Raw genomic sequence first — 21,639 nt, forward strand, 5'->3', positions numbered from 1 at the left:
CCTTTTCTGAGGCGCATGGGGCGCTCCAGTGATAGAGTATTGATAATCATTCGCAAATCTGCTGGCATCGCGGTATCGTGCCATCAAATAATGGCAATCCGCCAAATCATTGCGGATGGCTGCTCAGCCGGATGTCTCGTCGAAATAGGTTCCGGGGGTCTTACTGAACATGGCGCGAAATGCCGCGATAAAGCTGGAAGGATTGTCATACCCCACGGCGAAGCTTGTCGCGGCCACCGAATCTCCTTCCGCCAGCAATTCGATCGCGGTCATCAGGCGATGCCGGGTGCGCCACATGCCAAAGCTCATCCCGGTTTCCGAAGCGAATAGTCGTTCCGCAGTACGCATGCTGGCTCCAGCCAGGGGCGCGAGTATCGACAGAGGCCGCCGATCGGTGACGTCGTCCCGCACGATCTGGGCGAGGCGGACCGCTCGAGGGTCCAACGGTTCTGGCAGGTCGACGGGCGCTTGCGCCATGGCGGCAAGCTGATCGACCAGCACATGCGCCAATCGCGATTCCGCCGAGGCGGGCGCATAGTCCCATGGCAGCGCGATGCTCGATGCGATCAACTGGCGCAGCAGGGGCGAGACATTGACGACAGTGCATCCGCGCCATCCGGGCACGCCCGTCATGCCCGGTTTGATATAGAGATTATGGAGCGAGACGGGACGGCGCACCGCAAGGCCATGCTGCGTTCCCGCCGCGATCCATAAAGCGCTGCCCGTCGGCAATATCCAACGGCCCGCAGGCGTCGTGACATTCATCATGCCGCGCACCGCGTACATGAGTTGCGCCCGGTCGTCATGGACATGGGTCGCCAAGATGCTGGGTGCGTGATCGCTCGCCAGCCCAACCAAAGGCGCATGATTTTCGGCGGGATGGGTTTGGCGATTTTGCGACATTATCTGTCTTTATAGGCCTAACACTGCAAGCGCGTCTCGCTCTAAATAAGCCTTATGAAAGCGCCCAGCCGATTTCCCGCCGCCTCGCGCGGGCCGCAACATGTCAGGATGGAAGCCATTGAGGAGGCCTGCGTGCGGCATGGCGGACGCATGACTGAACCACGACGCCTAGTCGCCAGGGTTCTCCAGACGTCGGACGACCATCCCGACGTCATGGAGATACATAGGCGCGCCAAGGGCATTGATCCCAATATCAGCGCTGCGACCGTCTATCGCTCGGTCAAGCTGTTCGAGGATCTCAAGCTTGTGGTCCGCCACCGCTTCGGCGATGGCCCGGCCCGCTATGAACTGGCCCCCCTATTGCCGCACGATCATCTGATCGATGTCGAGACTGGCCAGGTCATCGAATTCCGCGATCCGCGCATCGACGCCATTCAGGCGCGGCTGGCGGAGGAACTGGGCTATGATATCGTCTCCTATCGGCTGGAGATATTCGCCTTGCCTTCCCGCAGGTCGGCACTTGTGTGAGATAGAGTGACTTGGAACAGCGAGCCATCCCTTCCACCGGCGAAAGTCTGCCCGTCATAGGCTGCGGCACCTATCGCGGCTTCGACGTACCTGAGGAGCGTATCGAGCTGCTTATCGATGTCGTCACTCCCCTGCTCGATCATGGCGGAACCATGATCGACTCCTCGCCCATGTATGGTGAGGCGGAAGCGAATGTCGGGCGGGTGATGGCCGCAACCGGCCGCCGCCATGACGCCTTCCTCGCCACCAAGGTCTGGACGCGCGGGCGAGCGACTCGGATCGCTCAGATGGAAAGATCCTTGAACCTGCTGCAAACGGATCATGTCGACCTGATGCAGGTTCATAACCTGATCGATGCCCGTCATCATCTCGACACGTTGGCCGGATGGAAGGCCGATGGCCGCACGCGTTATGTGGGCGTTTCTCATTATCACAGCGGAGCCTATGAGGAATTGGAAGAAGTCCTTCAGCACTATCCGCTCGACTTCGTGCAGATCAACTATTCGATCGAGGATCCTGCGGCCGAAAGGCGCATCCTGCCGCTCGCAAGGGACAAGGGGATTGCCGTCATCGTCAACATGCCCTTTGGCGGCGGGCGTTACCTGGCAACGGCACAGCGCGAACCATTACCCGACATGGCGATCGAGATCGGTTGCGACAGCTGGTCGCAGCTTTTCCTCAAATATGTGATCGGCCATGATGCCGTGACCTGCGTCATCCCAGGCACCGGCAACGCTGCCCATATGGCGCAAAATATGGCCGCGGGCAGCGGCGCGCTTGCCCAGGATCGCGAGCGCATCATCGCCTGGTGGCATGATCGCTGACCTTTTTTTTGCGATCAACAGGCCACGGTTTTCACGGATGAAGGACAAATGATGAACCGTCTCTCTGGCAGGGTTGCGCTGGTTACCGGCGCGTCACGCGGGATCGGCCGCGCAATCGCGCTTACGCTGGCAGACGCGGGCGCCGATGTAGCCATCGCCTACCGCAGGGGCGCGGATGAAGCCTGCGCCGTCGCCGACGGGATCAAGGCGCGCGGTGGCAAAGCCGAGGCTCTTTCAGCCGATCTGTCCAATCCGCAAGAGGCGGCGGACATGGTAAAGAAGGCGACCGATGCCCTTGGGACCATCTCGATCCTGGTCAACAATGCCGGGGTCAATCCGTCCAGGCCGCTCGATCAGATCACCGCGTCCGATTGGGACGAGACGATCCGGGTGAACCTGAGTTCGGCATTTTACGTGACCCAGGCTGTGCTCCCGGCGATGCGTGCGCAGGGTTGGGGCCGCCTCATCATGTTGTCTTCGGTCGCCGCGCAACTGGGCGGGGTCATCGGTCCGCATTATGCAGCCAGCAAGGCGGGTATCCTTGGCCTCGTTCACAGCTATGCCAGCCTGCTGGCAAAGGAAGGCATCACGTGCAACGCGATCGCCCCCGCTCTCATCGAAACGAACATGCTCAAGGGCAACTACCGGATCAAACCCGACCTCATACCGATGGGCCGCTTCGGGCAACCAGACGAAATATCGTCGGTCGCGTTGCTGCTCGCCCAGAACGGCTACATCACCGGACAGACCATCAACGCCAATGGCGGCTGGTACATGAACTGAATTTCCCTGAATGGCTAAAGGACGACTATCATGGAATATCGGCGATTAGGTGCTTCGGGCCTGCGTGTCCCTGCCTTGAGTTTTGGCACGGCGACCTTCGGAGGCACCGGCGATTTTTTCAAGGCGTGGGGATCAACCGACGCGGATGGAGCGGCGCGCCTGATCGACATCTGCCTCGACCATGGCGTGTCCATGTTCGACAGCGCTGACGGCTATTCGAACGGACTTGCCGAGCAAATTCTTGGGGAAGCGATCAAGGGCAAGCGTGATCGGCTGCTGATCTCCACGAAGGTCACGTTCCCCACTGGCGAGGGTCCGAACGATTATGGCTCTTCGCGTCAGCATCTGATCCACGCAGTCGAGGCGTCGCTCAAGCGGCTGGGTGTCGATCATGTCGATCTGCTGCAACTCCATGGGCAGGATTATAATACGCCGGTCGAGGAGACGCTTTCCACGCTCGACCAACTCGTGCGCCAGGGCAAGATCCGCTATATCGGGGCATCCAACTTCTCAGGCTGGCACTTGATGAAGTCGCAGGCCGTCGCCAAACGCTATGGTTATGCCCGTCATGTCGCACATCAGGTCTATTATTCGCTGCTCAACCGCGACTACGAATGGGAATTGATGCCGCTTGGCCGGGATCAGGGCATTGGCGCAACCATCTGGAGTCCGCTCGGCTGGGGCAAGCTGACCGGCAAGATCCGCCGAGGCCATCCCGCGCAGCCGGGCACCCGCGCACACGACATCGCTGGGACCGGCCCTGTCTATCCAGAAGAACGGCTGTTCGCGATCGTCGATGTGCTGGACGAGTTGTCGCAGGAAACCGGCAAAACTATCCCGCAGATCGCGCTCAACTGGCTGTTGCGTCGGCCCACAGTCGCCAACGTTATCATCGGTGCGCGCAATGAGGAACAGCTTGTTTCCAACATCGGTGCTGTCGGATGGGCGCTGTCGCCCGATCAGGTCGCCCGCCTGGATGCCGCAAGCGACGCCCCTGCTGCCTACCCCGTCTGGCACCAGCGCAGTTTCCCCATGCTCAACGAACAGGGCTGACAGGCGGCATGAACGTGATGCCGCTTCGCGCCCTTCCCGCGGTCTCTGTCTGCTATCGCCCGGCCACCTCATAGCCGGCTTTGGCGAACATGCGGTAGAGGCGCGTATAATAATCGGGAAGGTCGTTGAGATGGGCGATCGCGATCTTGGCGGTCGCATCCAGATCATCGTCCGTCACGTTGGTCGAGGGGTTTTCGGTGCCATGTTCAAGCTCGACACCCAAGCCAAGCCTGAACTCCTCGACATCATATCGCGTCCAATCGATGGAAAGCCGATTGCCGATCGCTAGGGCCTCTTCTCGCGTAAAATCATGATCTGCCATGTAGGCCTCCGCATCATTGCATGTGCCACCGATATAGTGGCCATGCTCAAGGCGGTATAGCGCTACAACGTCTATTTATAATTGAAATACGCCAAGCCAAGGAAGTCATAATGCGATCGAAGCAGATGCTGACAGCCGACGACGCCGCGGCAATCAATGCCGCGTGCAAGCGCCATGGCTGGATCGTAAGCGTGGCGGTGGTCGATGGTGGCGGGCATGTGATGCATCTGGTCCGCCATGACGGTGCTGGCTATGGCACGCCCGATGTCGCGCTGCGGAAAGCCAGGACATCGACCATGACGCGCAAACCTTCAGGGGTGGCTGAAATCGCGACGCTCGACCGCCTGACCATCCTGGCATTTAACGACCGCCTGCCCTTGCAGGGCGCCTTGCCGATGATCGTCGATGGACAATGCGTAGGTGCCGTCGGCGTGTCTGGCGCGACCTCGCCCCAGGACGAGCAGATCGCGCAAGCGGGCATCGACGCCCTCGGCCTGCTGACCGGATGAAGCTTTGATTCAGGGCTGGATGGCGTGACGCTGCCTTGCGTCGTTCAGCGCAGTTCACCCAGTTGCGCCGCAATGCGCGCGGCGATCGACCGGCGGACCGGATGTCCCGCCTGGACCTTTCGCCATGTATTGTAGCTGATCCCCAATTGCGTCATGAGCGACACGCTATTGTCCGCCGACCGCATGGCCTTCAACTGTTCCACCAGCGATGGCGCCAGCACGGCAAAGCATCGGCCGGCATTGTTTATTTCCGTAAATAGCGTTGCATAATCGCCATAGCTCTCGGCTCGGCCCATTTCCATAATTCACTCCAGACGATCAGCATGAAGCCAATGCCGACTCTCCGCTTAGCTGCCAGCGACATGAAAAGGACGGTGATCGCCAATATTTCTATCGGCGATCACCATCGGCATGTCAGAATTTGAAGCTCAGCGTCGCTCCGAAGGTGCGTGGATCGGCATAGCGTGGTTGCGCCGTCTTGGTGATCACGTCCGGATTGGCGAGAGCTGTGGGGAGGCTGTAAAATGCGAACCAGAAATTTTGGCCATAAGTCACGACATTCTCGTTCGTCAGGTTCTTGCCCCAGATGCGCAATTCCATCTTGTTGGCGAAGCGATAGCCGATGCTGCCATTGATCATGGATTTCACCCCGCTCCTGAACTGCGGCGTATCGTTGAATTCCAGTCCGTAGCGGCTCTTATGGGTGAAATCGCCGTGCAGAAAAACGGCGCTGCCATTGGCGAACTCATGTTCGAAGTCAGCGCCAAGCACTATGGTATGGGGAATGGTGCCCGCAGGCGGCGTGCCATCGGCTATTTCCGCCTGAACCGGAATGCCCTTGGAACTGCCCTTCTGATATGAATAGGCAGCCGACAGGGTCACACCACGCACAGGTGCCACGACCGCATCGATTTCAATTCCCTTGACCGTCGCCTGACCGGCATTGGTCGTCACGCTGGCGTCGCCGGTGTTCACGAAAAACTGGAGATCGGTATATTTTGCGTGGAAAACGGCGACATTGAACTGAATCATGTCATTGAAGAGACGGCTCTTGAAACCGACTTCATGGCTAAGAACCTTTTCCGGCCCGACCGGCACCGCTGACAAGGCAGGGTCGCTCTGCGTGAGTTCATAGGCACCGCTGCGAAAGCCCGTCGATCGCGACGCATAGAGCAGAATATCGTCGGTGACCTTCCAGTCGACCGCCGCGCGATAGGTGAACTGTCCCCAACTCTCGGAGTCATCCACCAGGATATCGGCCGGATGCCAGAAAAATTCGAGGTCGCCCGATGAGAAGCCCGTCGCGGATTTCTTGTCATAGGTGTAGCGGCCGCCAAGCGTTAGCTTGAGCGAATCGGTCAGCTCGTAATTGCCCTGCAAGAATGCGGACGCGCTTTTCGTCTTGGTGCGCTGGAAGACCCGAAAGTTGGATGGTTCGAACAGCGAGGCATAATTATCCTTGCAGGCCTGGGAGACGACCAGCTCGTCCGGGTTCTGAAGAGGGCATAGGGTTAGAGATTGGAAATAGCCGCCGACGGTATTTTCTTCCCACTGGGCGATGCCGTTCAGATCCCGGCTTTCATTCGCATAGTAAAGAAATACGCCTCCGACGAAATTGAATGGGCCGGAATAGTCGGAAATATACCGAAATTCCTGACTGGCCGCATCCAGTTCACGCGGTTCGCCGAAATCATAGACTGGGGTGGTGACACCGGCCAAGGAAATTGGCGACTGCTGTGTCCGCAGATTGCGGTAGGATGTGATAGACAGCAGATTGGCGTCGCCCAGTTCCTTGGTTACATGAAGGCTAGCGGTGAACTGTTCTGATTTGTAGCTGCCGTCCGTCCACATCTGCACGACTCGTGGATCATTGTCCGGCACAAAGCCAGTCGCAAGCAGCGCCTGGTTTTCGATCGGTACGCCGGTAAAGATCGCGTCGCGCGCCGGTGCCGTTTCATTGACGCGGCTATAGCCTGCGCCGAGCACGATATTGACGCTGTCCGATGGTGCCCACGCGAGCTTGCCGCGCACTGACGACCGATTGATCGTATCGACCCGGTTACCCGTAAAACTGTTGAACGACGTGCCATCGCGATCGCTGGACGTGAAAGCGATGGAACCGGCGAGAGTGTCGGTCAGACCACCGGCGAGATAGCCGCGAACCTGAAAATAGTCGTAATTGCCCATCGACACTTCGCCTTGGGCCTGCAATTCCTGCGTCGGCGTTTTCGTCACGACATTGATCAGGCCACCTGTCGTGTTGCGCCCGAACAGCGTCCCCTGCGGCCCCTTGAGCACTTCGATCCGCTCTACGTCGAACAGGTCGATCTCGAAATCGCCGCTGCCCCCGAAATAGACGTCATCGATGAACAGACCGATCGCCTGTTCCGCCCCTGGCGCCGACAAGGATGTGGATCCACCTCGCAGGGCCGGGTTGGCGCGCGATTGGGAGAAGGTATTGACGCTGAAACCGGGAATCCGCGTTGCTAGGTCGTTGAAGCTTTGAATGCGAGCCGTGGAAATGGCGTCGGCGCTGAACGCCGTCACCGCTATAGGTACGTCCTGAAGGTTTTCAGACCGGCGTTGCGCCGTCACCACGATATCTTCGATACCAACTGAGGCGCTGCTCGTTTCGGTCGCATTCGTCGGCGGGGTAGCTGCATCCTGCGCGGAGGCCGGGCAGGTAATCGCGATCGCCGCCGTGCTGCAGGCAAGCGTCATCATCTTGGAACAAAGCATAAAATCCTCCCAATCTTTTAATTATTCAGTTGTCGGTTGAAGTGGCGTTATCCGGTCATCGCCAGAGTCCTTCGTTGTGAAGGATCGAGTTCGCGGTGGAACTGGCCATCCTTCATGACCGCGGCGATGCGATTGCGGTCTTGCAAGATCGTAATGTCGACCAGCGGATCGCCATCAACGAGAATGAGGTCAGCAAGGAAGCCGTCCTTCACCTGGCCCAGTTCATGGCCCATCTTCATGACGTCTCCACCCAGCGCGGTGGCGGATATGATCGCTTCCATCGGCGTGAAGCCGAACAGATCGACAAAATATTCCAGATCCTTGGCGTAGGTGCCGTGCGGGGTCCAGGCGAAGCCATAGTCGCCGCCCGGCACGATGCGCACGCCTGCTGCCTTCATTTTCTTCACGCCCGCAATGCAGGCTTCGAGTTCGCGCGGATAATCCATGGCCAGTGCGACTTCGGGCGTGACGCCCCAATCCGACGCATTGTAAACGGTCTGATACAGCCAGGCGACGCCCGGCCCCACGAAATGCTTGTCGCGGGCAGCGGCCAGTTTCTCGATCGTCTCGTCGGTGACGTAGCTGGCGTGGTAGATGAAATCGATGCCATATTTCAGGCACTGCAAGACGCTCTCGTTCGACCGTGCATGGGCGCAAATCCGCGTGCCGGGCTTACGCCGCGCTTCCGTCACCGCCTCATGCACCTCGTCATCGGCCATCGGCGTGCGCTCGGCTTCCATGCCGGTGATGTTTTCGCCCGACAGGTTGAGCTTGATGTTATCGACACCCTCCTTGAGGAATTTACGGACGGAACGCCGCATTTCCATGGGGCCATTGATGACATCGACAAAGGTATAGGCGGCGACATGACAGGGGTTGAGATCGCCCAGGCCACCGATCGTCGCGATCTCGGTGCTCGCCGCATAATAGCGCGGACCGGGGATCTTGCCGGCATTGATATAGTTGCGGATGACCACGTCGAGCCGGGGCTTGGCGGAGGCCGCGCCCATGCACATGGTATAGCCCATGTCGAGATAGGTCGCCGCCGACCGCATGGCTTCAAGCGTATGTTCCTCAACCGGCAGCATCCCGATCGCGTCCAGCGATGGCTGGTCGATCCAGCTGAAATGGGTGTGCGCGTCGCACAGGCCCGACATCAGCGTCATGCCATCGCCTTCGACGATCCGGTGATTGTCGCCCGTGATGATATTGAGATTGCGTTCTACCCTGGCAATGCGGTTGCCTTCGATCAGGACATCGCCTGCATAGGGTTTCTCGCCCGTGCTATCGAGCACCCGGACATTCTTGAACAGCGTAGTAGCCACTGCATCTTCTCCTTGGGCATGGACACCGATCTTCGTCGGCTGGTCCGCTGCGCGTTATCCGCCTGTGGGGCGGGGTTTTACATAGGTCGCCAGATGTCCCTTGAGCGCTGGCGGCCAGTCTTCTTCAGGGACATCGCCCTTAGGCGACGCCGCGAACAGTTCGGCGAGGCGTATCAGGTCGTCCGCATCCTGCGCGGTCACCCGATTGATCCTCATCTTCACCTTGGCCGAAGCGCCAAGCGCGATGTTTCCCGGCTGCTTGCATCCAGAGAGACACGGAACCCGCCGGAAGGCCAGCCGGCCGCCGGCAACCATGTCCGTCGACGCCGCTTCCAGCGCATCGGCCAACCGATCGCCTATGCCGCCCTGTACGGGCGCATAGCGATCGCAGGTCGTGCAAACCTTCAGCCACGCTGGTGGCGGGAACAAAGAAGCCACCGGCTTGCATCACAGCTTCTGAGAGAAGAGAAAGTTGACGATCGCATCGCTAACCTCTCCTGCCCTTTCGAACGTCGTCCAATGCCCCGTCCGACCCAATATTATGAGATTGGCATCGAGGAATTTTGCGGCGAGCGCCGTCGAGGCTGGCGCGGGCGAAGTATTGTCCTCGTCCCCCGTCACCAGCAACGTCGGCACGTCGATCAGGGCAACATCAGCCGCCTGTGCTCCTGCCAGCGCTTCACAATGCCGGGCATAGCCCTCGGCATCCTGCCGCATGATGATCTCACGCACGAAAGCCGCGACTTCGGGGCGCGCTGCCCTAGTTTCGGCTGATGTGCCGCCGATGACGATGGCGTCGGCTATCGATGCCATGCCTTCGGCGCGGACCTTGGCGGCCCGGTCCCTGATCGCGGCGCGACCTGCTTCGCCAGGCGCATGGACTGGGCCGATCAGCGACAGGCTCGCGACCCGATCTGCGACCTTGAGAGCGAGATGTTGCGCAACCACCGTGCCCATCGAATGGGCCACGATATGGACCGGACCTGAAAGCCCCAGCCCGTCCATGACGCCAATGGTCGCATCGACCAGCGCATCGATGCTGTTCTCACCGGACGATGGCGACAAGCCGGCCCCTGGCAGATCGAACCTGTGGCAGGCAAAGAAGCGCGACAGCACACCGACTTGGGGGGCAAACACATTGCTCGTCCCGCCCAGCCCGTGAATGAACAGGATCGGATCACCCGTCCCTATGCTCTCTACGAAAATATCCGGCATGGTTCAGGCCAATATGTTGGAGAGGCGGCCAAGGCCGGAAATCTCGATGGCGATCTCGTCGCCCCGCGCCAGATATTTAGGCGGATCGAAACCGATGCCGACGCCGGCAGGCGTTCCTGTTGCGATCACATCGCCAGGTTGCAGGGTGAGGCCTGCCGACAGCGTTTCGATGAGCGTGGGCACATCAAAGATGAGGTCGGACGTATTGGCATCCTGACGCAACTCGCCATTGACCCAGCATTTCAGGTCGAGGTTCGCGACGTCCACCTCGTCCGCGCTCACCAGCCACGGCCCCATCGGACAGAAAGTGTCGAGCGATTTGCCAATAAACCACTGTTTGTGCTTCGACTGGAGATCGCGCGCCGTCATGTCGTTGATGATCGTATAGCCAAAGACATGGTCGAGGGCATTGTCCTTGGAAATGCCCCGGCCCGCCTTGCCGATGATGACACCCAGTTCGGCTTCATAGTCGATGCTGTCGGACAGCCCCGTTGGGTAACGAATGTCATCGCCGGTTGCGATCACTGTCTCAGGCACCTTGGTGAAAATGATCGGGGCGGTCGGGATCGCTTCGCTGATGTCCTTGGCCGAGCTGTCGAACCCACTCTTGGTGAATTCATGCGCATGGGCATGGTAATTTTTGCCGACGCACATGATGTTGCGCAACGGCAGCAGGGGGGCGTTAACCTTGACGCCTGCCAGGCTGCGCGCGCCGCCGTTAGGTTTGAGTTGGCCCTTGACCTCATCATAAGCGCGGATCAGGTCTACCATGGTGGCAATCGGGCGACCGACCAAGTCTTCAAGCGGCCAATACTGGTCTCCCTCGGGCGAAATGGCGGCGACAATCTTCTGCCCGCCGACAGTGAGGGTTGCGAACTTCATGCATACGCTCCTAAACCAATAATATACCAATCATCTTGGCTTCGTGAACCAATATGATCGCGAATCACATAATCTGTCAAGTGGTTTAGTAATGGTATCTTGATTAATTGGCGGAATGCCACTATTGGGTCACAAATGGATCACCAAATAGCAAAAACGTCCAGCCAAGTCCGCGTGCGCGCCGCAGAAGCCGTGGCGCAGATCGTGGAGCGCATCGAAACCAGGATTGCGGAGGGCACATGGCAGCCAGGCTTCCGGCTACCGACCGAGCGCGAGCTTGAGGAAGAGTTCGGCGTCGCCCGCAATACGCTTCGCAAGGGGCTCAAGACTCTGGAGGATCAGGGCAAGATTGTCCGCCATATCGGCCGGGGCTCGTTCGTGGCCGAAGCCAGACCACAGATGGTGTCGGATGCTCAGGCCTTGCTCGATCGCGTGATCGGATCCAGTCCGGCAGAAGTGATGGAAGTGCGGCTCGTGCTGGAACCCTGGGCAGCATCTCTTTCTGCGACACGGGCCACGTCGGCGGACCTTGCGGCCATGCGCGAATGTTTCGAACGCGCCGAAGCGTCAGTCGATATACCTGAATTTGAGATATGGGATGGACGATTGCACGAAGTCATCATCGCTTCGGCCAAGAATGAACTTTTGTCCGGCCTTTACGAAGCGATCAACATGGCCCGGCACCAACCCGAATGGATGAAGCTCAAGGAGCGCACCGTCACGCCCGATCGGCGCCAAACTTACCAGAAACAGCACGGCGCGATCGTCGAAGCCCTAGGAGAACGGGATGCGGCGAAGGCGGCGGACCTAATCAAGGCCCATCTACTTGCCGTCAGAATGTCGCTCGTCGGACATTAAAGCGCTGGGCTTGGATTACTCGAACCCGCTTACGCCGACACAATGAACGAATGCCAGTATCTCGCAGGTTATTTGCGTCTAGGAGTGACTGATGTGGCATTGCTGAGCACCCAGTCGATGCCAAGTAATGGCGGGTTCCGGCATGAACGGTCGTTCGCGTACCTGTCGGGGAACGTCTCGTAGTGGTCGCGACCTGCCGGAAATGGAGCGCCGCATCGTGGGGACAGAGCCGTCGTCCGCTAATCCCTCGCAAACGACGGCCTTCGACAGAAATGGTCATCCAACGCGCCAACATCCAGACCAGAGCCGGATCAGCGAGGCTGATCCGAGACCGTGATGGTCAGACGAATAATTGTGCGTCGGACGCCGCTCTCCACCTTACTCGATCGTGATGACGACCTTACCGCTTAAGCGGCCATCCTCCATCCGGCGATGGGCCTCCTGTACGTTCTCAAGCTGAAAAGTGCTGTCAATCCGCGGCTTGAAGGCACCTGAGGCAACAGCGGTGCGGATGTATTCCTGCGCAGCAGCGAACCGCTCCGGAACGTCGGTCAGTTCGAAGAGGTCGACGAAGGAAAGAGAACGTCGGTCGAGTGCCACAAGGGGTACATCAACGCGAGCGGCAGTAATGTCTGGCGACGTCTGAGCGCCGTAGCTGAAGAGGCTTCCCTCTTCTGCAAGGCATGCGACACACTGCGCCAGCAGGGCGCCGCCAACCGTATCCAGGACTACCTTCACGCCCTTGCCGTTGGTTGCGGCCATGACGATGTCGGCCAGCGCCTCCTCATCCGTGGCGACGGCATGGTGCGCGCCAAGATCGAGCAGCTCCCGCTTGCGCCCATTCGTCCGGGTCGTAGCAAGAACGGTCGCCCCCATATCACGTGCGAACTGGATGAGCGCACTGCCGACCGGCGAAGTTCCGGCAGTCACCAAAACGAAATCACCGGTGCCGACCGGAACCTTGGTGATGAGATTATAGGCCTGAAGACCCGCCATCCAGACCGCGGATTCTTCGATCGCCGTCGTTCCAGGGATCGACTTTACTAACGCCGATGCCGGCACGTTGGCGTGGGTCGCGTAGATGCCGGATCCAACGAACGGCGTCTGCACAGGGAGAATGGCGACACGGTCGCCGATGGTGTGGCCCACGACCTCAGAGCCCACCTCCATGACGGTGCCGACGCCCTCGACACCCATGACCGAAGGCAGACTGGGGGGAACGACGTAGAAGTTGCGCCGGTACAGTGCCTCGAACCGATTGACCCCGATCGCCTCGATGCTGACCCGAACCTCATCGGGTCCGGTCGGCGGCAGATCGAAGGACTCAACCGCTAGGACTTCGGGTCCGCCGATCTCGGAAAATATAACGTGCTGCATGGTATCCTCGCTGTAGCGGCGCGTGTTCCATTTCGAACGGGGCCCACGCGCATCGATGCTCGTAGGCGACCTCTCCGATGACGAAAGCGCCTGTGGGTTCACCTCACCTTGAGGCGAGATAGTAGCGATTGCTATAACGGCAATCACTCAACGCCACAAGATAATAGTGTTCACTACAACTGGCGCGATGAAAGCGGTCACACCATGGATGCAGACAGGCCAGCCTTGAACATGAAGGCGGCCTGCTCGGCCGCAGCACGGAGCCGACTAGCCTCCATCCCCGTGTAGGCTGCGGCCGAAAGCCCACGCACCATGGTCACAACCGCGTCAGCGACAGCATCTGCGTTCTGAGGAACGCGCTTGCGGATTTCCTCTCCGATCGCGGACACCATCACAGCGCTGATCTCGCTCGCGATCGCCCGTGCTTCGGGATCGGCCGCGCGCGTGCCTTCCGTGACCAGGCAACCCCGCGCCGCGGCATCGCTGGAATACTGCTCAGCGGCCGAGACGAAGATCATCGTCACAGCCTCGCCAAGATCACGACCCTCGAATATCTCGGAAACCGGTAGCGCGTGTACGGCCGCGTAGCGGCGCAGGGCATGTTCGAAGAGACCCGCCTTGCTGCCATAGGCCGCATAAAGGCTGGGCGGATTGATCTCGAGCGCCTGCGTCAGATCGGCGACGCTCACGCCGTCATAGCCCCTCTGGTGAAACAGGCGCTGCGCCTTCTCGACGCCGAGTTGCCGATCGAACGGCCTCCTAGGCCGCCTCTTGCGGACATTTTCGCTCACTGGGACCTCCTGAAAACAACAGAGATAATAGTGTTCGCTATAAAAATTTGCAACGCCCCCTTGCGCACTGTTAATAGCGATCACTATTATTCCGGCTGAGCAGGAGTTAGCGATGCCAACAGATATGAAAGTTGCCCTTATAACGGGCGGTAGCAGCGGGATCGGCTTCGCCATCGCGCGCAAAATGGCCGCCTTAGGGATGCGGGTGATCATCGCGGGTCGGCGGCAGGATGCATTGGATCGCGCGGTGGGCAAGCTGGGCGCGAACGCGTCCGGTATGATCGCAGATGTCTCCGACCCCGCCAGTCTCGCGACACTCTTCTCGCAGATCCGCTCCGACTTCGGCCGTATCGACACCTTGGTCGCAAACGCCGGCGGCGGTGTCCATGCGCCCCTGGGCCAAATCACCGAAGCGGCTTACGATCAGCAGTTCGACACGAACGTGAAGGGCATCGTCTTCACCGTCCAGGGAGCTTTGCCGCTGCTGCAGCTCGGCTCGTCCATCGTAATCGTCGGCTCTACTTCCTCGATCGATCCGGGTCCGTCGATGAGCATCTACGGAGCCACTAAGGCCGCCGTGCGCAATCTGGTCAGGAGCTGGGTCAGCGACCTGAAGGGCTCCGGCATCCGCATCAACATCGTCAGCCCGGGGCCGACGAACACACAGGCGCTGCGGGACGGTTTCGGCGAGCATGCGGAAGAGGGGCTCGCCTTCCTGCGGGAGAAGAGCCCGATGGGCCGCATCGGCGAGCCTGAGGAGATCGCGGAGGTCGCGGCGTTCCTTGCCAGCGACGCCGCAAGCTACATCAACGGTGTCGAGCTTTTCGCCGATGGCGGGGCGTCCCAGGCATGAAGGAAAATCCGACTATGAGTATCATCAACCACATCGAACTGCCCGTGGGCGACGCGGAAGCGTCCCGCCGCTTCTACGATGCGGCGCTGGAGCCGCTTGGGCTGTCGCTGGTCGTCAGCATCGATCCGGCGCGCACCGCGTCTGGGGGCGCGAGACACGGGTTCGGCCAGGAGGGGTATCCGAGCCTGTGGTTCCACGAGGAGACTGGCAACCGACTTCCCGTCCATGTCGCGTTCACCGCTGGCGACAGGGAGGCCGTCGATGCGTTCCACGAGAAGGCGCTGGCCAACGGCGGGAGCGACAACGGCGCGCCCGGCGTCCGCGAACGGTATCACCCGAACTACTACGCTGCCTACGTGCTCGACCCCGATGGCAACAACATCGAGGCCGTCTGCCAGACCGAGTAGTTCGGGTCCGCACCGTCAGGGACCGGCGAACAGCCTCCAAACGATCTCAGTGGGAAGCACCCGGCAGAGCCGCCGCGGCTATCCATCAATAAAGGAACTCATCATGTCATTCGCCGATAAGGTTGTCATCGTGACAGGCGGTACATCCGGCATCGGGCTTGCTGTCGCGCAGGAACTCGCGTCGCAGAAAGCCAGAGTCATCATCACGGGTCGCAACCGTGGGAAGCTGGACGAGGCGGTTGCCGTGCTCGGGAGCGGCGCCGAAGGCGTGCGCGCGGAGGTCTCGAACCTTGCCGATCTCGACAGGCTCTATGCCCATGTGAAGGAGAAGCACGGTCGCCTCGACCTGCTTGTCGCCAATGCCGGCGCCGGCGAAATCGTGCCGCTAGAGGCAATCACCGAAGATCATTTCGACCGCGCATTTGATAGCAACGTGAAAGGCGTGACCTTCTCCGTCCAGAAGGCGCTGCCGCTTATGGGCGAAGGCGGCGCAATCGTCATCGTGGGATCGACGTCCTCGATCCAGCCAGGTCCGGGCCTCAGCGTCTACGGCGGCACCAAGGCGGCGCTGCGCGCGATGGTGCGTGGCTGGGTGACGGAGGTCAAGGGATCGGGCGTTCGCATTAACATCGTAAGTCCCGGTCCGGTGGACACCGCCTCACTGCGTTCCTTCCTCGGCGAGCAGGCCGACGAGGCGCTGGCCTACCTCGCCGATCGCAGCACGATCGGCCGTATCGGTCGGCCGGAAGAGATCGCGCGCGCGGTCGCGTTCCTCGGCAGCGATGCCGCCAGCTACATTAACGGCACCGAACTGTTCGCCGATGGGGGTGCTTCGCAGGTCTGATGGACCGTACTCGTCCTGTCCCAATCATCGAGCTGCCGTGATCGCGCTCGCCCCCCTCGCGCGATCATAGCCTGCGTGCCGTCGGCCTACTCCCCCCGGGCCGGCGGCACAAAAAGCATCTCACCGACCGTGAACGTCACATCAAAATCATCATGAAGGAAAGACCCATGTCCACCAATGCCACCCTCCCCAGCGCGATCGATAAACTCGTCATCGAGAGCGAGGTTCGCCGCCTGCTTGCAGAATATGTCCACAACCTCGACTACGGGAAGGTCGATGCGAATGCCGAGCTGCTGGCGGCTGCCAAGTTCAACATCGCCGGTACGATCGTGGAAGGACGCGACAGCATCGCTCAGTTCCTGCGCAACAACCTCCAGTACCATGTCGATGACACGCCCCGGACCTGGCATTCGGTCTCGAACGTACTCGTCGACGTTGCCTCCGTGACGGCCGCCAGTTCTATCTGCTACTTCACCGTCCACCAGGAGTTGCCTGGCCTGCCGCTGCAGCCGATCGTGACCGGCCGCTACATCGACACTTTCGAGCTTCATGACGGGGCATGGCGTTTCGCATCGCGTGAGATCGAGCCCCGCCTGTTCGGCGACATCAGCAAGCATGCCGCCGCCCCGGTTGAAGCCGCGGAGGAGTGAGGCAGTGATGACCCATAAGCGCCAGGCGCTGGTGACCGGCGCGAACAAAGGCCTCGGGCTTGCCATAGCCAAGGGACTCGCCTCCGCCGGCCTCTCGGTATGGATGGGCGCACGCGACCGTTCCCGAGGGGAGGAGGCGGTGAAGTCCCTACGCGGCGAGGGCCTCGACGTCCGCTTCGTCGAGATCGACGTGGCCGATGACGCAAGCGTTCGTCGCGCGGCCGAGACGGTCGGACATGAGCTCGACGCCCTCCACGTCCTCGTGAACAATGCAGGCATCGTGCTCGATCTCCAGACCCCGCCAAGCGAGCTCGGCATGGATGACGTAAAGGCCACCTACGAGGTGAACGCCTTCGGCCCTATCCGGGTGACGCAGGCCTTCGCCCCTCTCCTGAAGGCCGCCGACGACGCACGGATAGTGAACATGAGCAGCGGCTTGGGTTCGCTGACCCTCATCACCGATCCGACCTCGCTGTTCTCGACCGTCAACCTTCTAGCCTACACGTCATCGAAGGTCGCGCTGAACGCCGTGACGGTCTCCTTCGCCAAGGAGCTCGAGCCGTTCGAGATAAAGGTCAATGCGGTCGAGCCAGGAAACGTGCGAACCGACCTCAACGGCAACTCGGGCCTTTTGACACCGGAAGAAGGCGCCGAGCTTGCGATTAGGATGGCCCTGATCGACAAGGACGGTCCGACCGGCGGCTTCTTTGGGAGTCACGGCCGCCAGCCATGGTGAGCGACGAGCTGGCTCGGCAGCACTAGGCTACGATCCGCAGAAGAATTTGCTGCTGATCGCCCACGGCAGCGCCCGGATCGTCGATCGGGGGCCGGTCGCGGCAAAACAGATGCTCCGTGCCGTTATATGCATTCAGGATCGGCTCCGGGCGGCGCATCGTGCCGCCCGGAGCTTAGGATCGCACCGACTGCGAAGACGACCAACGTGTGCTGACGATCAGACGTCGACGATCGTCGTGTCAGCGATCGTCTCGGCGAAGCCGTCGCCGAACAGGCCGGCGGGAGTCTGGAAGCCTGCCCGGGCTTCTCCGCCAACCACGCGTCGCGCCGCCTCGGCCGCAGCCAGCGTCGTGAACGTATAGCCGTTCACCGTATCGAGAATGGAGCGGACGACGGTGCCGTCCCCGCCCGTGACCTCGACCGCCGCATGGTAGCGGTTGGCTTCGCGCTCCTCGAGCGTGGGGCCATCGGGCATGGCTGCGAGATCGCCCTCTGGGAAAGCGCCGTCGGTCACGTGCACGTACGTCTCGATGTTCGGAATATCGGTGGCCCGCCAAATCGTGATCAGTTCCGGCAGGGTGACCGGGAAGGAGGTGGCGGGCCCATTCCCGAAGTCGAATTCGCGGAGTTCGTCGGCCGCACGACTGACAAGCTCCCCGTCCACCCTGTGGAGCGTCTCGGTAGTTACGTTTTCGCTCGCGCTGACGGCCGATCCCCGGGAGAAGCCGCCCGCCACATGGAGAGCGATGCTCAGCTTACTGGGATTCGCCACACGCTTGGCCGCATGCCCGGCGAGGCATCCGAGCAACGCCACGCTTCCGCCGCTGCCCGGTAGAAGCATGACGCCGGCGGCCTGTGCGTCCTCATCGTATCGCTCGGCCAGGCGGTAGCTGTCCAATTCGGCCGCGATGTCGAGATAGTGGGTGCCGGAGGCCATGCACGCCTGCATCAGCGGCTCCGCCGTCCGCATGAACGGACCTGCGCAGTTGAGCAGGCCGGCGATATCGCAGAGCGCTCCTTCGCATCCCGTAACGTCGTCGACCGCGAACAGCCGGTACCCGGCGCCCATCTCCGCAGCCAGCCTGACCAGCTTCGCCTCGTCCTTCGGTCTGCCCGCGAGGACCAGGTCAATCCCCGCAGCCTTGGCGTTCGCGCTCGCCATGCGGCCGGTATAGCCGGCTGCCCCGTAGATCATCAGCCTGTTCATCGTATCGATTGCCTTCTTTTGAATTATTCGAGGTGGGCGTCGATGCGGACGATCAGCCCTGCGGGATCGGTGACGATCTCCAGCAGGCCGATCTCGTGTCCGAAGTCGCCGGTGAAATCGACGCGCAGCCGCGCTCGGTGCTCGTCGATGCGCGTAAACGAAAGCGGCCGCGTGGCCGTCCGGTAGCCGACGAAGAAGCGCTTGATGTAGTCACGCACGCCGGCCTGCCCGTCGAAGCGCTCCTCGGTCGAGGGATCATCGATCACGGCGTCAGCCGTGAACAACCCCAACGCCGGCTCGACGGCGAACGCATTGGTCGCCGAAATCAGCGCGTCGGCGATCGGTCGCAGGTCGCCCGCGTGACGGGCCTCAGTCCTCATGCTGCCAGCTCTTGAAGACGAATTCGAGACTGTAGCCGTCCGGATCACGAACCTGCGCCGCATAGTAGCGCGGATCGTAGTGGAGCTGTGGACCCGGCGGGTGGATCTGACTGGCTCCTGCTGTCATCGCCGCGGCATGCGCCGCGTTCACCATCGCTTCGGAATCGGCGACCAGGCCGACATGCACTGCGTCCGGCGCGGCAACGCCCTGCCGAAGCCAAAAGAACATGCGGCCCCTGGCGCCGAAGCCCTTCAGGTCGGGATGACCGGGCGGTCCGTCCTTCCCGTCATAGTCGCCGCGTGCAGTGATTCCGAGCACAGGCAGCACCCGTTCGTAGAAGGCGATGGAGCGATCCGTGTCGCTCACCGTCAGGAAGATGTGATCGAGCATGTGCTTTTCCTCAGATGATGTAGCCGCCGGCGACTTCGATGTTCTGGGCGTTAATCCAGCGATTATCGTCGGACAGCAGGCTGGCGATCATGCAGCCGATATCGTCGGGCTCGCCGACCCGCCCGAGCGCTGTCTGGCTTGCGAGCATGGCTTCGAACTCGTCGTTGAGGCCACCACCCAGTTCGGTCTTGATCGCACCTGGAGCGATCGAGTTGGCCCGGATGCGGCGGTCGCCGAACTCCTTGGCCATGTAACGGGTCAGCACCTGCAGTCCGCCCTTGAAGGAAGCGTAAGGTGCAACCCCTGCGGTCGCGACCCGGCTCGTGGCGCTTGCGACATTCACAATGTGGCCCCCGTTCGAGATCAGCGGCAGCAGCGTCTGCGTCAGGAAGAACGGGCCCTTGAGGTGCACGCGGAACAGTCCGTCGAACTCCTCCTCTGTGACCGTAGCGATCGGATTGTAGAGGCCATAGCCGGCGTTGTTGACGAGCGCGTCGAAGTCGCGGCGGTCCCAGATCGCCTGCAGCGCGTCACGCACCTGATCGCGAAACGTGGGAAAGCTGGCGCAGTCGGCGACGTTGAGCTGCAGGGCGACCGCCTTGCCGCCCTTCTCCTCGATCTCGGCGACGACGGTGTTCGCCGCATCCGGGTTGCTGTTGTAGGTGAGGATAACGCCCATACCGCGCGCGGCGCACTGGATGGCGGTGCTCGCGCCCAGGCCGCGGCTGCCTCCTGTGATAATGACGATGCTCATAGCTGCTCCTTCAAACTGTCTGTCAGCGTTGTGCCGTACCTGCGCTCCGTGCGCTCACACGATCCTCCTCTATGATTGCCTATTTCTGCTTTTGTGTTGATGCCGTGCCGCTTGGATGAGACAAGGGCAGCATGGAAATGCAGCTTCAGGAACTCCGCGGTCTCGCAGCCAAGGCAAAGAACCGGCGGACCGAGACCGGCATCCCGCGCGTCGCTATGGTCCAGGGCGAAATCCCGGAGCACCAGCTCGCCGCGGTTTACGAACCGATGGTCAATCTGATCCTGACAGGATCAAAGACGATGACGGTCGCGGACCGAACTTTCCGCTACGACCCTGCAACGTACTTCGTCATGTCCATCGACCTGCCGGCGGTGGGCTCAGTTCACCCATCCGAGGAGGGGGAACCCTACCTCGCTGTTAGCCTTACGCTGGAACCCACGATCGTTGCCAATTTGCTGTCTGATCTGCCTAAACCTGCCGGAGGCGGGCTCTACGCGCCTGGCTTCTCGGTTGCGCCGGTGACACTCGACCTGCTCGACGCCTGGGTCAGGATGCTGCGATTGATGGAGCGGCCGAACGAAATTGCGGCCTTGGCGCCCGCTTACGAGCGCGAGATCCTGTTCCGCGTACTGCAGGGGCCATTAGGTTGGATGCTGCGGGACATCGCCACACCGAACACTGCGCTTTCTCGGGTCGGCGTTGCGATCCAATGGATCAGGGAGAACTTTGCCAAGCCGCTGCGGGTCGAGGCCTTGGCCGAGATGGCGGCCCTGAGCGTCTCCGCCTTCCATCGGCACTTCAAGGCTGTCACTGCGCTCAGCCCCCTTCAGTACCAGAAACATGTTCGGCTCCTGCACGCACGATCGCTGCTGCTGGCCGGCGAGGGCAACGCGACCGCTGTCGCGTTCGGTGTTGGCTATGAGAGCCCCAACCAGTTCAGCCGCGAATACGCCCGCCAGTTTGGCCTCCCGCCTTCGCGTGATGCGGCCCTGTTACGTAGAGTGTACGACAATCGTCTGGGTGAAGTGTCAACGGTGTAGCTTTCCGGTAACTTGCTGCACGAACCGGTTAGCCAAGCCTGAAGGTGACGGCCGTCTCCTGCGAAGGTGGCGGCGGGTTCTGGTGTAAGCTGACGTTTGCCCGTTGACTGTCGAACGACTTGGTTTGGTCGACTCCCGCCGGATTAGCAGGAGACAGACTGCACCCGCTTATCGATTCCGGCATCGCAGACCCCTGTGCAGTGAGGGGGCGGAATTCCGGGGGACAGCATAAAAGCGCGCTCCAATTTTGATATCTTCCTCAGATTGGC

Annotated in this window: 26 protein-coding genes; 12 read left to right on the plus strand and 14 right to left on the minus strand. The window is 60.9% G+C overall.

The features are described from left to right. Window positions 1-123: 123 nt before the first annotated feature. Window positions 124-903 carry a helix-turn-helix transcriptional regulator gene (locus tag OVY48_RS00920; protein WP_313921637.1) on the minus strand — a complete coding sequence of 260 codons (780 nt, stop codon included), beginning with the start codon at window positions 901-903 and terminating at the stop codon, window positions 124-126. Between the two features lie 150 nt (window positions 904-1,053). Between OVY48_RS00920 and OVY48_RS00925 the strand changes: the two genes are divergently transcribed. Genes OVY48_RS00925 through OVY48_RS00940 form a run of 4 tightly spaced genes read left to right on the plus strand, consistent with a single transcriptional unit; the run spans window position 1,054 to window position 4,091 of the window. Further along, window positions 1,054-1,431, plus strand: coding sequence for a transcriptional repressor (locus tag OVY48_RS00925; protein ID WP_313921638.1), 378 nt, complete (start codon window positions 1,054-1,056; stop codon window positions 1,429-1,431). Window positions 1,432-1,442: 11 nt separating this feature from the next. Next, on the plus strand, window positions 1,443-2,255 hold the full coding sequence (locus OVY48_RS00930; RefSeq protein WP_313921639.1) for an aldo/keto reductase: 813 nt from the start codon (window positions 1,443-1,445) through the stop codon (window positions 2,253-2,255). Between the two features lie 48 nt (window positions 2,256-2,303). Next, window positions 2,304-3,038 carry a 3-oxoacyl-ACP reductase family protein gene (locus OVY48_RS00935; protein WP_313921640.1) on the plus strand — a complete coding sequence of 245 codons (735 nt, stop codon included), beginning with the start codon at window positions 2,304-2,306 and terminating at the stop codon, window positions 3,036-3,038. Between the two features lie 30 nt (window positions 3,039-3,068). Further along, complete coding sequence (locus OVY48_RS00940) at window positions 3,069-4,091, plus strand: aldo/keto reductase (protein WP_313921641.1); 1,023 nt, start codon at window positions 3,069-3,071, stop codon at window positions 4,089-4,091. A 52-nt stretch (window positions 4,092-4,143) separates the two neighbouring features. On the opposite strand, the gene OVY48_RS00945 is transcribed toward OVY48_RS00940, so the two are convergent. Beyond that, window positions 4,144-4,413, minus strand: coding sequence for a DUF5661 family protein (locus OVY48_RS00945; RefSeq protein ID WP_313921642.1), 270 nt, complete (start codon window positions 4,411-4,413; stop codon window positions 4,144-4,146). Between the two features lie 110 nt (window positions 4,414-4,523). Here OVY48_RS00945 and OVY48_RS00950 point away from each other — a divergent pair, with 110 nt between their 5' ends. Next, on the plus strand, window positions 4,524-4,922 hold the full coding sequence (locus OVY48_RS00950; protein ID WP_313921643.1) for a heme-binding protein: 399 nt from the start codon (window positions 4,524-4,526) through the stop codon (window positions 4,920-4,922). Between the two features lie 44 nt (window positions 4,923-4,966). Here OVY48_RS00950 and OVY48_RS00955 read toward each other — a convergent pair whose 3' ends face one another. The 6 genes from OVY48_RS00955 to OVY48_RS00980 form a co-directional block, all read right to left on the minus strand. Beyond that, window positions 4,967-5,224, minus strand: coding sequence for a hypothetical protein (locus OVY48_RS00955; protein WP_313921644.1), 258 nt, complete (start codon window positions 5,222-5,224; stop codon window positions 4,967-4,969). 112 nt (window positions 5,225-5,336) lie between these two features. Further along, window positions 5,337-7,661 carry a TonB-dependent receptor gene (locus OVY48_RS00960; RefSeq protein WP_313921645.1) on the minus strand — a complete coding sequence of 775 codons (2,325 nt, stop codon included), beginning with the start codon at window positions 7,659-7,661 and terminating at the stop codon, window positions 5,337-5,339. Window positions 7,662-7,708: 47 nt separating this feature from the next. Further along, complete coding sequence (locus OVY48_RS00965) at window positions 7,709-8,986, minus strand: amidohydrolase family protein (protein WP_313921646.1); 1,278 nt, start codon at window positions 8,984-8,986, stop codon at window positions 7,709-7,711. A gap of 54 nt (window positions 8,987-9,040) precedes the next feature. Beyond that, window positions 9,041-9,424 (minus strand): DUF1636 family protein, encoded by a 384-nt coding sequence (locus OVY48_RS00970; protein ID WP_313921647.1) that lies wholly within the window; start codon window positions 9,422-9,424, stop codon window positions 9,041-9,043. Between the two features lie 9 nt (window positions 9,425-9,433). After that, on the minus strand, window positions 9,434-10,201 hold the full coding sequence (locus tag OVY48_RS00975; protein WP_313921648.1) for an alpha/beta hydrolase: 768 nt from the start codon (window positions 10,199-10,201) through the stop codon (window positions 9,434-9,436). 3 nt (window positions 10,202-10,204) lie between these two features. Continuing rightward, window positions 10,205-11,083, minus strand: a complete 879-nt coding sequence (locus OVY48_RS00980) for a fumarylacetoacetate hydrolase family protein (protein ID WP_313921649.1) — start codon at window positions 11,081-11,083, stop codon at window positions 10,205-10,207. A gap of 174 nt (window positions 11,084-11,257) precedes the next feature. Between OVY48_RS00980 and OVY48_RS00985 the strand changes: the two genes are divergently transcribed. Continuing rightward, complete coding sequence (locus OVY48_RS00985) at window positions 11,258-11,941, plus strand: FadR/GntR family transcriptional regulator (protein ID WP_313921650.1); 684 nt, start codon at window positions 11,258-11,260, stop codon at window positions 11,939-11,941. Between the two features lie 378 nt (window positions 11,942-12,319). Here OVY48_RS00985 and OVY48_RS00990 read toward each other — a convergent pair whose 3' ends face one another. Then, window positions 12,320-13,318 (minus strand): zinc-dependent alcohol dehydrogenase family protein, encoded by a 999-nt coding sequence (locus OVY48_RS00990; protein WP_313921651.1) that lies wholly within the window; start codon window positions 13,316-13,318, stop codon window positions 12,320-12,322. 197 nt (window positions 13,319-13,515) lie between these two features. Continuing rightward, window positions 13,516-14,109, minus strand: a complete 594-nt coding sequence (locus OVY48_RS00995) for a TetR/AcrR family transcriptional regulator (protein ID WP_313921652.1) — start codon at window positions 14,107-14,109, stop codon at window positions 13,516-13,518. Window positions 14,110-14,221: 112 nt separating this feature from the next. On the opposite strand from OVY48_RS00995, the gene OVY48_RS01000 reads away from it, so the two are divergent. The 5 genes from OVY48_RS01000 (at window position 14,222) to OVY48_RS01020 (ending at window position 17,599) form a co-directional block, all read left to right on the plus strand. Then, window positions 14,222-14,962, plus strand: coding sequence for an SDR family oxidoreductase (locus OVY48_RS01000; RefSeq protein ID WP_313921653.1), 741 nt, complete (start codon window positions 14,222-14,224; stop codon window positions 14,960-14,962). 14 nt (window positions 14,963-14,976) lie between these two features. Then, a complete protein-coding gene (locus OVY48_RS01005) occupies window positions 14,977-15,369 on the plus strand; it encodes a VOC family protein (protein WP_313921654.1) in 393 nt (130 codons plus the stop codon). A gap of 103 nt (window positions 15,370-15,472) precedes the next feature. Next, window positions 15,473-16,213 (plus strand): SDR family oxidoreductase, encoded by a 741-nt coding sequence (locus OVY48_RS01010; RefSeq protein ID WP_313921655.1) that lies wholly within the window; start codon window positions 15,473-15,475, stop codon window positions 16,211-16,213. A gap of 167 nt (window positions 16,214-16,380) precedes the next feature. Then, window positions 16,381-16,863 carry a nuclear transport factor 2 family protein gene (locus OVY48_RS01015; protein ID WP_313921656.1) on the plus strand — a complete coding sequence of 161 codons (483 nt, stop codon included), beginning with the start codon at window positions 16,381-16,383 and terminating at the stop codon, window positions 16,861-16,863. Between the two features lie 7 nt (window positions 16,864-16,870). Then, the gene (locus OVY48_RS01020) at window positions 16,871-17,599 is read left to right on the plus strand and encodes an SDR family oxidoreductase (protein WP_313921657.1); all 729 of its coding nucleotides are present in this window, start codon (window positions 16,871-16,873) and stop codon (window positions 17,597-17,599) included. A gap of 216 nt (window positions 17,600-17,815) precedes the next feature. Here the strand turns inward: OVY48_RS01020 and OVY48_RS01025 are convergent, their stop codons facing one another. From OVY48_RS01025 to OVY48_RS01040, 4 genes are read right to left on the minus strand one after another with little or no spacing between them, the layout of a single operon-like run. Beyond that, window positions 17,816-18,805 carry a saccharopine dehydrogenase family protein gene (locus OVY48_RS01025; RefSeq protein WP_313921658.1) on the minus strand — a complete coding sequence of 330 codons (990 nt, stop codon included), beginning with the start codon at window positions 18,803-18,805 and terminating at the stop codon, window positions 17,816-17,818. 23 nt (window positions 18,806-18,828) lie between these two features. Further along, a complete protein-coding gene (locus OVY48_RS01030; protein ID WP_313921659.1) occupies window positions 18,829-19,185 on the minus strand; it encodes a hypothetical protein in 357 nt (118 codons plus the stop codon). Continuing rightward, the gene (locus OVY48_RS01035) at window positions 19,175-19,576 is read right to left on the minus strand and encodes a VOC family protein (RefSeq protein WP_313921660.1); all 402 of its coding nucleotides are present in this window, start codon (window positions 19,574-19,576) and stop codon (window positions 19,175-19,177) included. Before OVY48_RS01035 ends, OVY48_RS01030 begins: the two co-directional genes overlap by 11 nt. Window positions 19,577-19,586: 10 nt before the next feature. Then, a complete protein-coding gene (locus OVY48_RS01040; RefSeq protein WP_313921661.1) occupies window positions 19,587-20,330 on the minus strand; it encodes an SDR family NAD(P)-dependent oxidoreductase in 744 nt (247 codons plus the stop codon). Between the two features lie 131 nt (window positions 20,331-20,461). Between OVY48_RS01040 and OVY48_RS01045 the strand changes: the two genes are divergently transcribed. After that, entirely contained in the window at window positions 20,462-21,370 is a 909-nt protein-coding gene (locus tag OVY48_RS01045) for an AraC family transcriptional regulator (RefSeq protein WP_313921662.1), read from the plus strand. Window positions 21,371-21,639: the final 269 nt, after the last annotated feature.

The sequence above is a fragment of the Sphingobium sp. SA2 genome (assembly GCF_032227065.1).
Classification (GTDB): Bacteria; Pseudomonadota; Alphaproteobacteria; order Sphingomonadales; family Sphingomonadaceae; genus Sphingobium.

Excerpts from the sequence above, each read along its gene's own strand:
- OVY48_RS00920 (WP_313921637.1), bottom strand. The coding sequence starts at position 903 with ATGTCGCAAAATCGCCAAACCCATCCCGCCGAAAATCATGCGCCTTTG.
- OVY48_RS00925 (WP_313921638.1), top strand. The coding sequence starts at position 1,054 with ATGACTGAACCACGACGCCTAGTCGCCAGGGTTCTCCAGACGTCGGAC.
- OVY48_RS00935 (WP_313921640.1), top strand. The coding sequence starts at position 2,304 with ATGATGAACCGTCTCTCTGGCAGGGTTGCGCTGGTTACCGGCGCGTCA.
- OVY48_RS00940 (WP_313921641.1), top strand. The coding sequence starts at position 3,069 with ATGGAATATCGGCGATTAGGTGCTTCGGGCCTGCGTGTCCCTGCCTTG.
- OVY48_RS00945 (WP_313921642.1), bottom strand. The coding sequence starts at position 4,413 with ATGGCAGATCATGATTTTACGCGAGAAGAGGCCCTAGCGATCGGCAAT.
- OVY48_RS00950 (WP_313921643.1), top strand. The coding sequence starts at position 4,524 with ATGCGATCGAAGCAGATGCTGACAGCCGACGACGCCGCGGCAATCAAT.
- OVY48_RS00955 (WP_313921644.1), bottom strand. The coding sequence starts at position 5,224 with ATGGAAATGGGCCGAGCCGAGAGCTATGGCGATTATGCAACGCTATTT.
- OVY48_RS00960 (WP_313921645.1), bottom strand. The coding sequence starts at position 7,661 with ATGCTTTGTTCCAAGATGATGACGCTTGCCTGCAGCACGGCGGCGATC.
- OVY48_RS00975 (WP_313921648.1), bottom strand. The coding sequence starts at position 10,201 with ATGCCGGATATTTTCGTAGAGAGCATAGGGACGGGTGATCCGATCCTG.
- OVY48_RS00980 (WP_313921649.1), bottom strand. The coding sequence starts at position 11,083 with ATGAAGTTCGCAACCCTCACTGTCGGCGGGCAGAAGATTGTCGCCGCC.
- OVY48_RS00990 (WP_313921651.1), bottom strand. The coding sequence starts at position 13,318 with ATGCAGCACGTTATATTTTCCGAGATCGGCGGACCCGAAGTCCTAGCG.
- OVY48_RS01000 (WP_313921653.1), top strand. The coding sequence starts at position 14,222 with ATGCCAACAGATATGAAAGTTGCCCTTATAACGGGCGGTAGCAGCGGG.
- OVY48_RS01005 (WP_313921654.1), top strand. The coding sequence starts at position 14,977 with ATGAGTATCATCAACCACATCGAACTGCCCGTGGGCGACGCGGAAGCG.
- OVY48_RS01010 (WP_313921655.1), top strand. The coding sequence starts at position 15,473 with ATGTCATTCGCCGATAAGGTTGTCATCGTGACAGGCGGTACATCCGGC.
- OVY48_RS01015 (WP_313921656.1), top strand. The coding sequence starts at position 16,381 with ATGTCCACCAATGCCACCCTCCCCAGCGCGATCGATAAACTCGTCATC.
- OVY48_RS01020 (WP_313921657.1), top strand. The coding sequence starts at position 16,871 with ATGACCCATAAGCGCCAGGCGCTGGTGACCGGCGCGAACAAAGGCCTC.
- OVY48_RS01025 (WP_313921658.1), bottom strand. The coding sequence starts at position 18,805 with ATGAACAGGCTGATGATCTACGGGGCAGCCGGCTATACCGGCCGCATG.
- OVY48_RS01030 (WP_313921659.1), bottom strand. The coding sequence starts at position 19,185 with ATGAGGACTGAGGCCCGTCACGCGGGCGACCTGCGACCGATCGCCGAC.
- OVY48_RS01035 (WP_313921660.1), bottom strand. The coding sequence starts at position 19,576 with ATGCTCGATCACATCTTCCTGACGGTGAGCGACACGGATCGCTCCATC.
- OVY48_RS01040 (WP_313921661.1), bottom strand. The coding sequence starts at position 20,330 with ATGAGCATCGTCATTATCACAGGAGGCAGCCGCGGCCTGGGCGCGAGC.
- OVY48_RS01045 (WP_313921662.1), top strand. The coding sequence starts at position 20,462 with ATGGAAATGCAGCTTCAGGAACTCCGCGGTCTCGCAGCCAAGGCAAAG.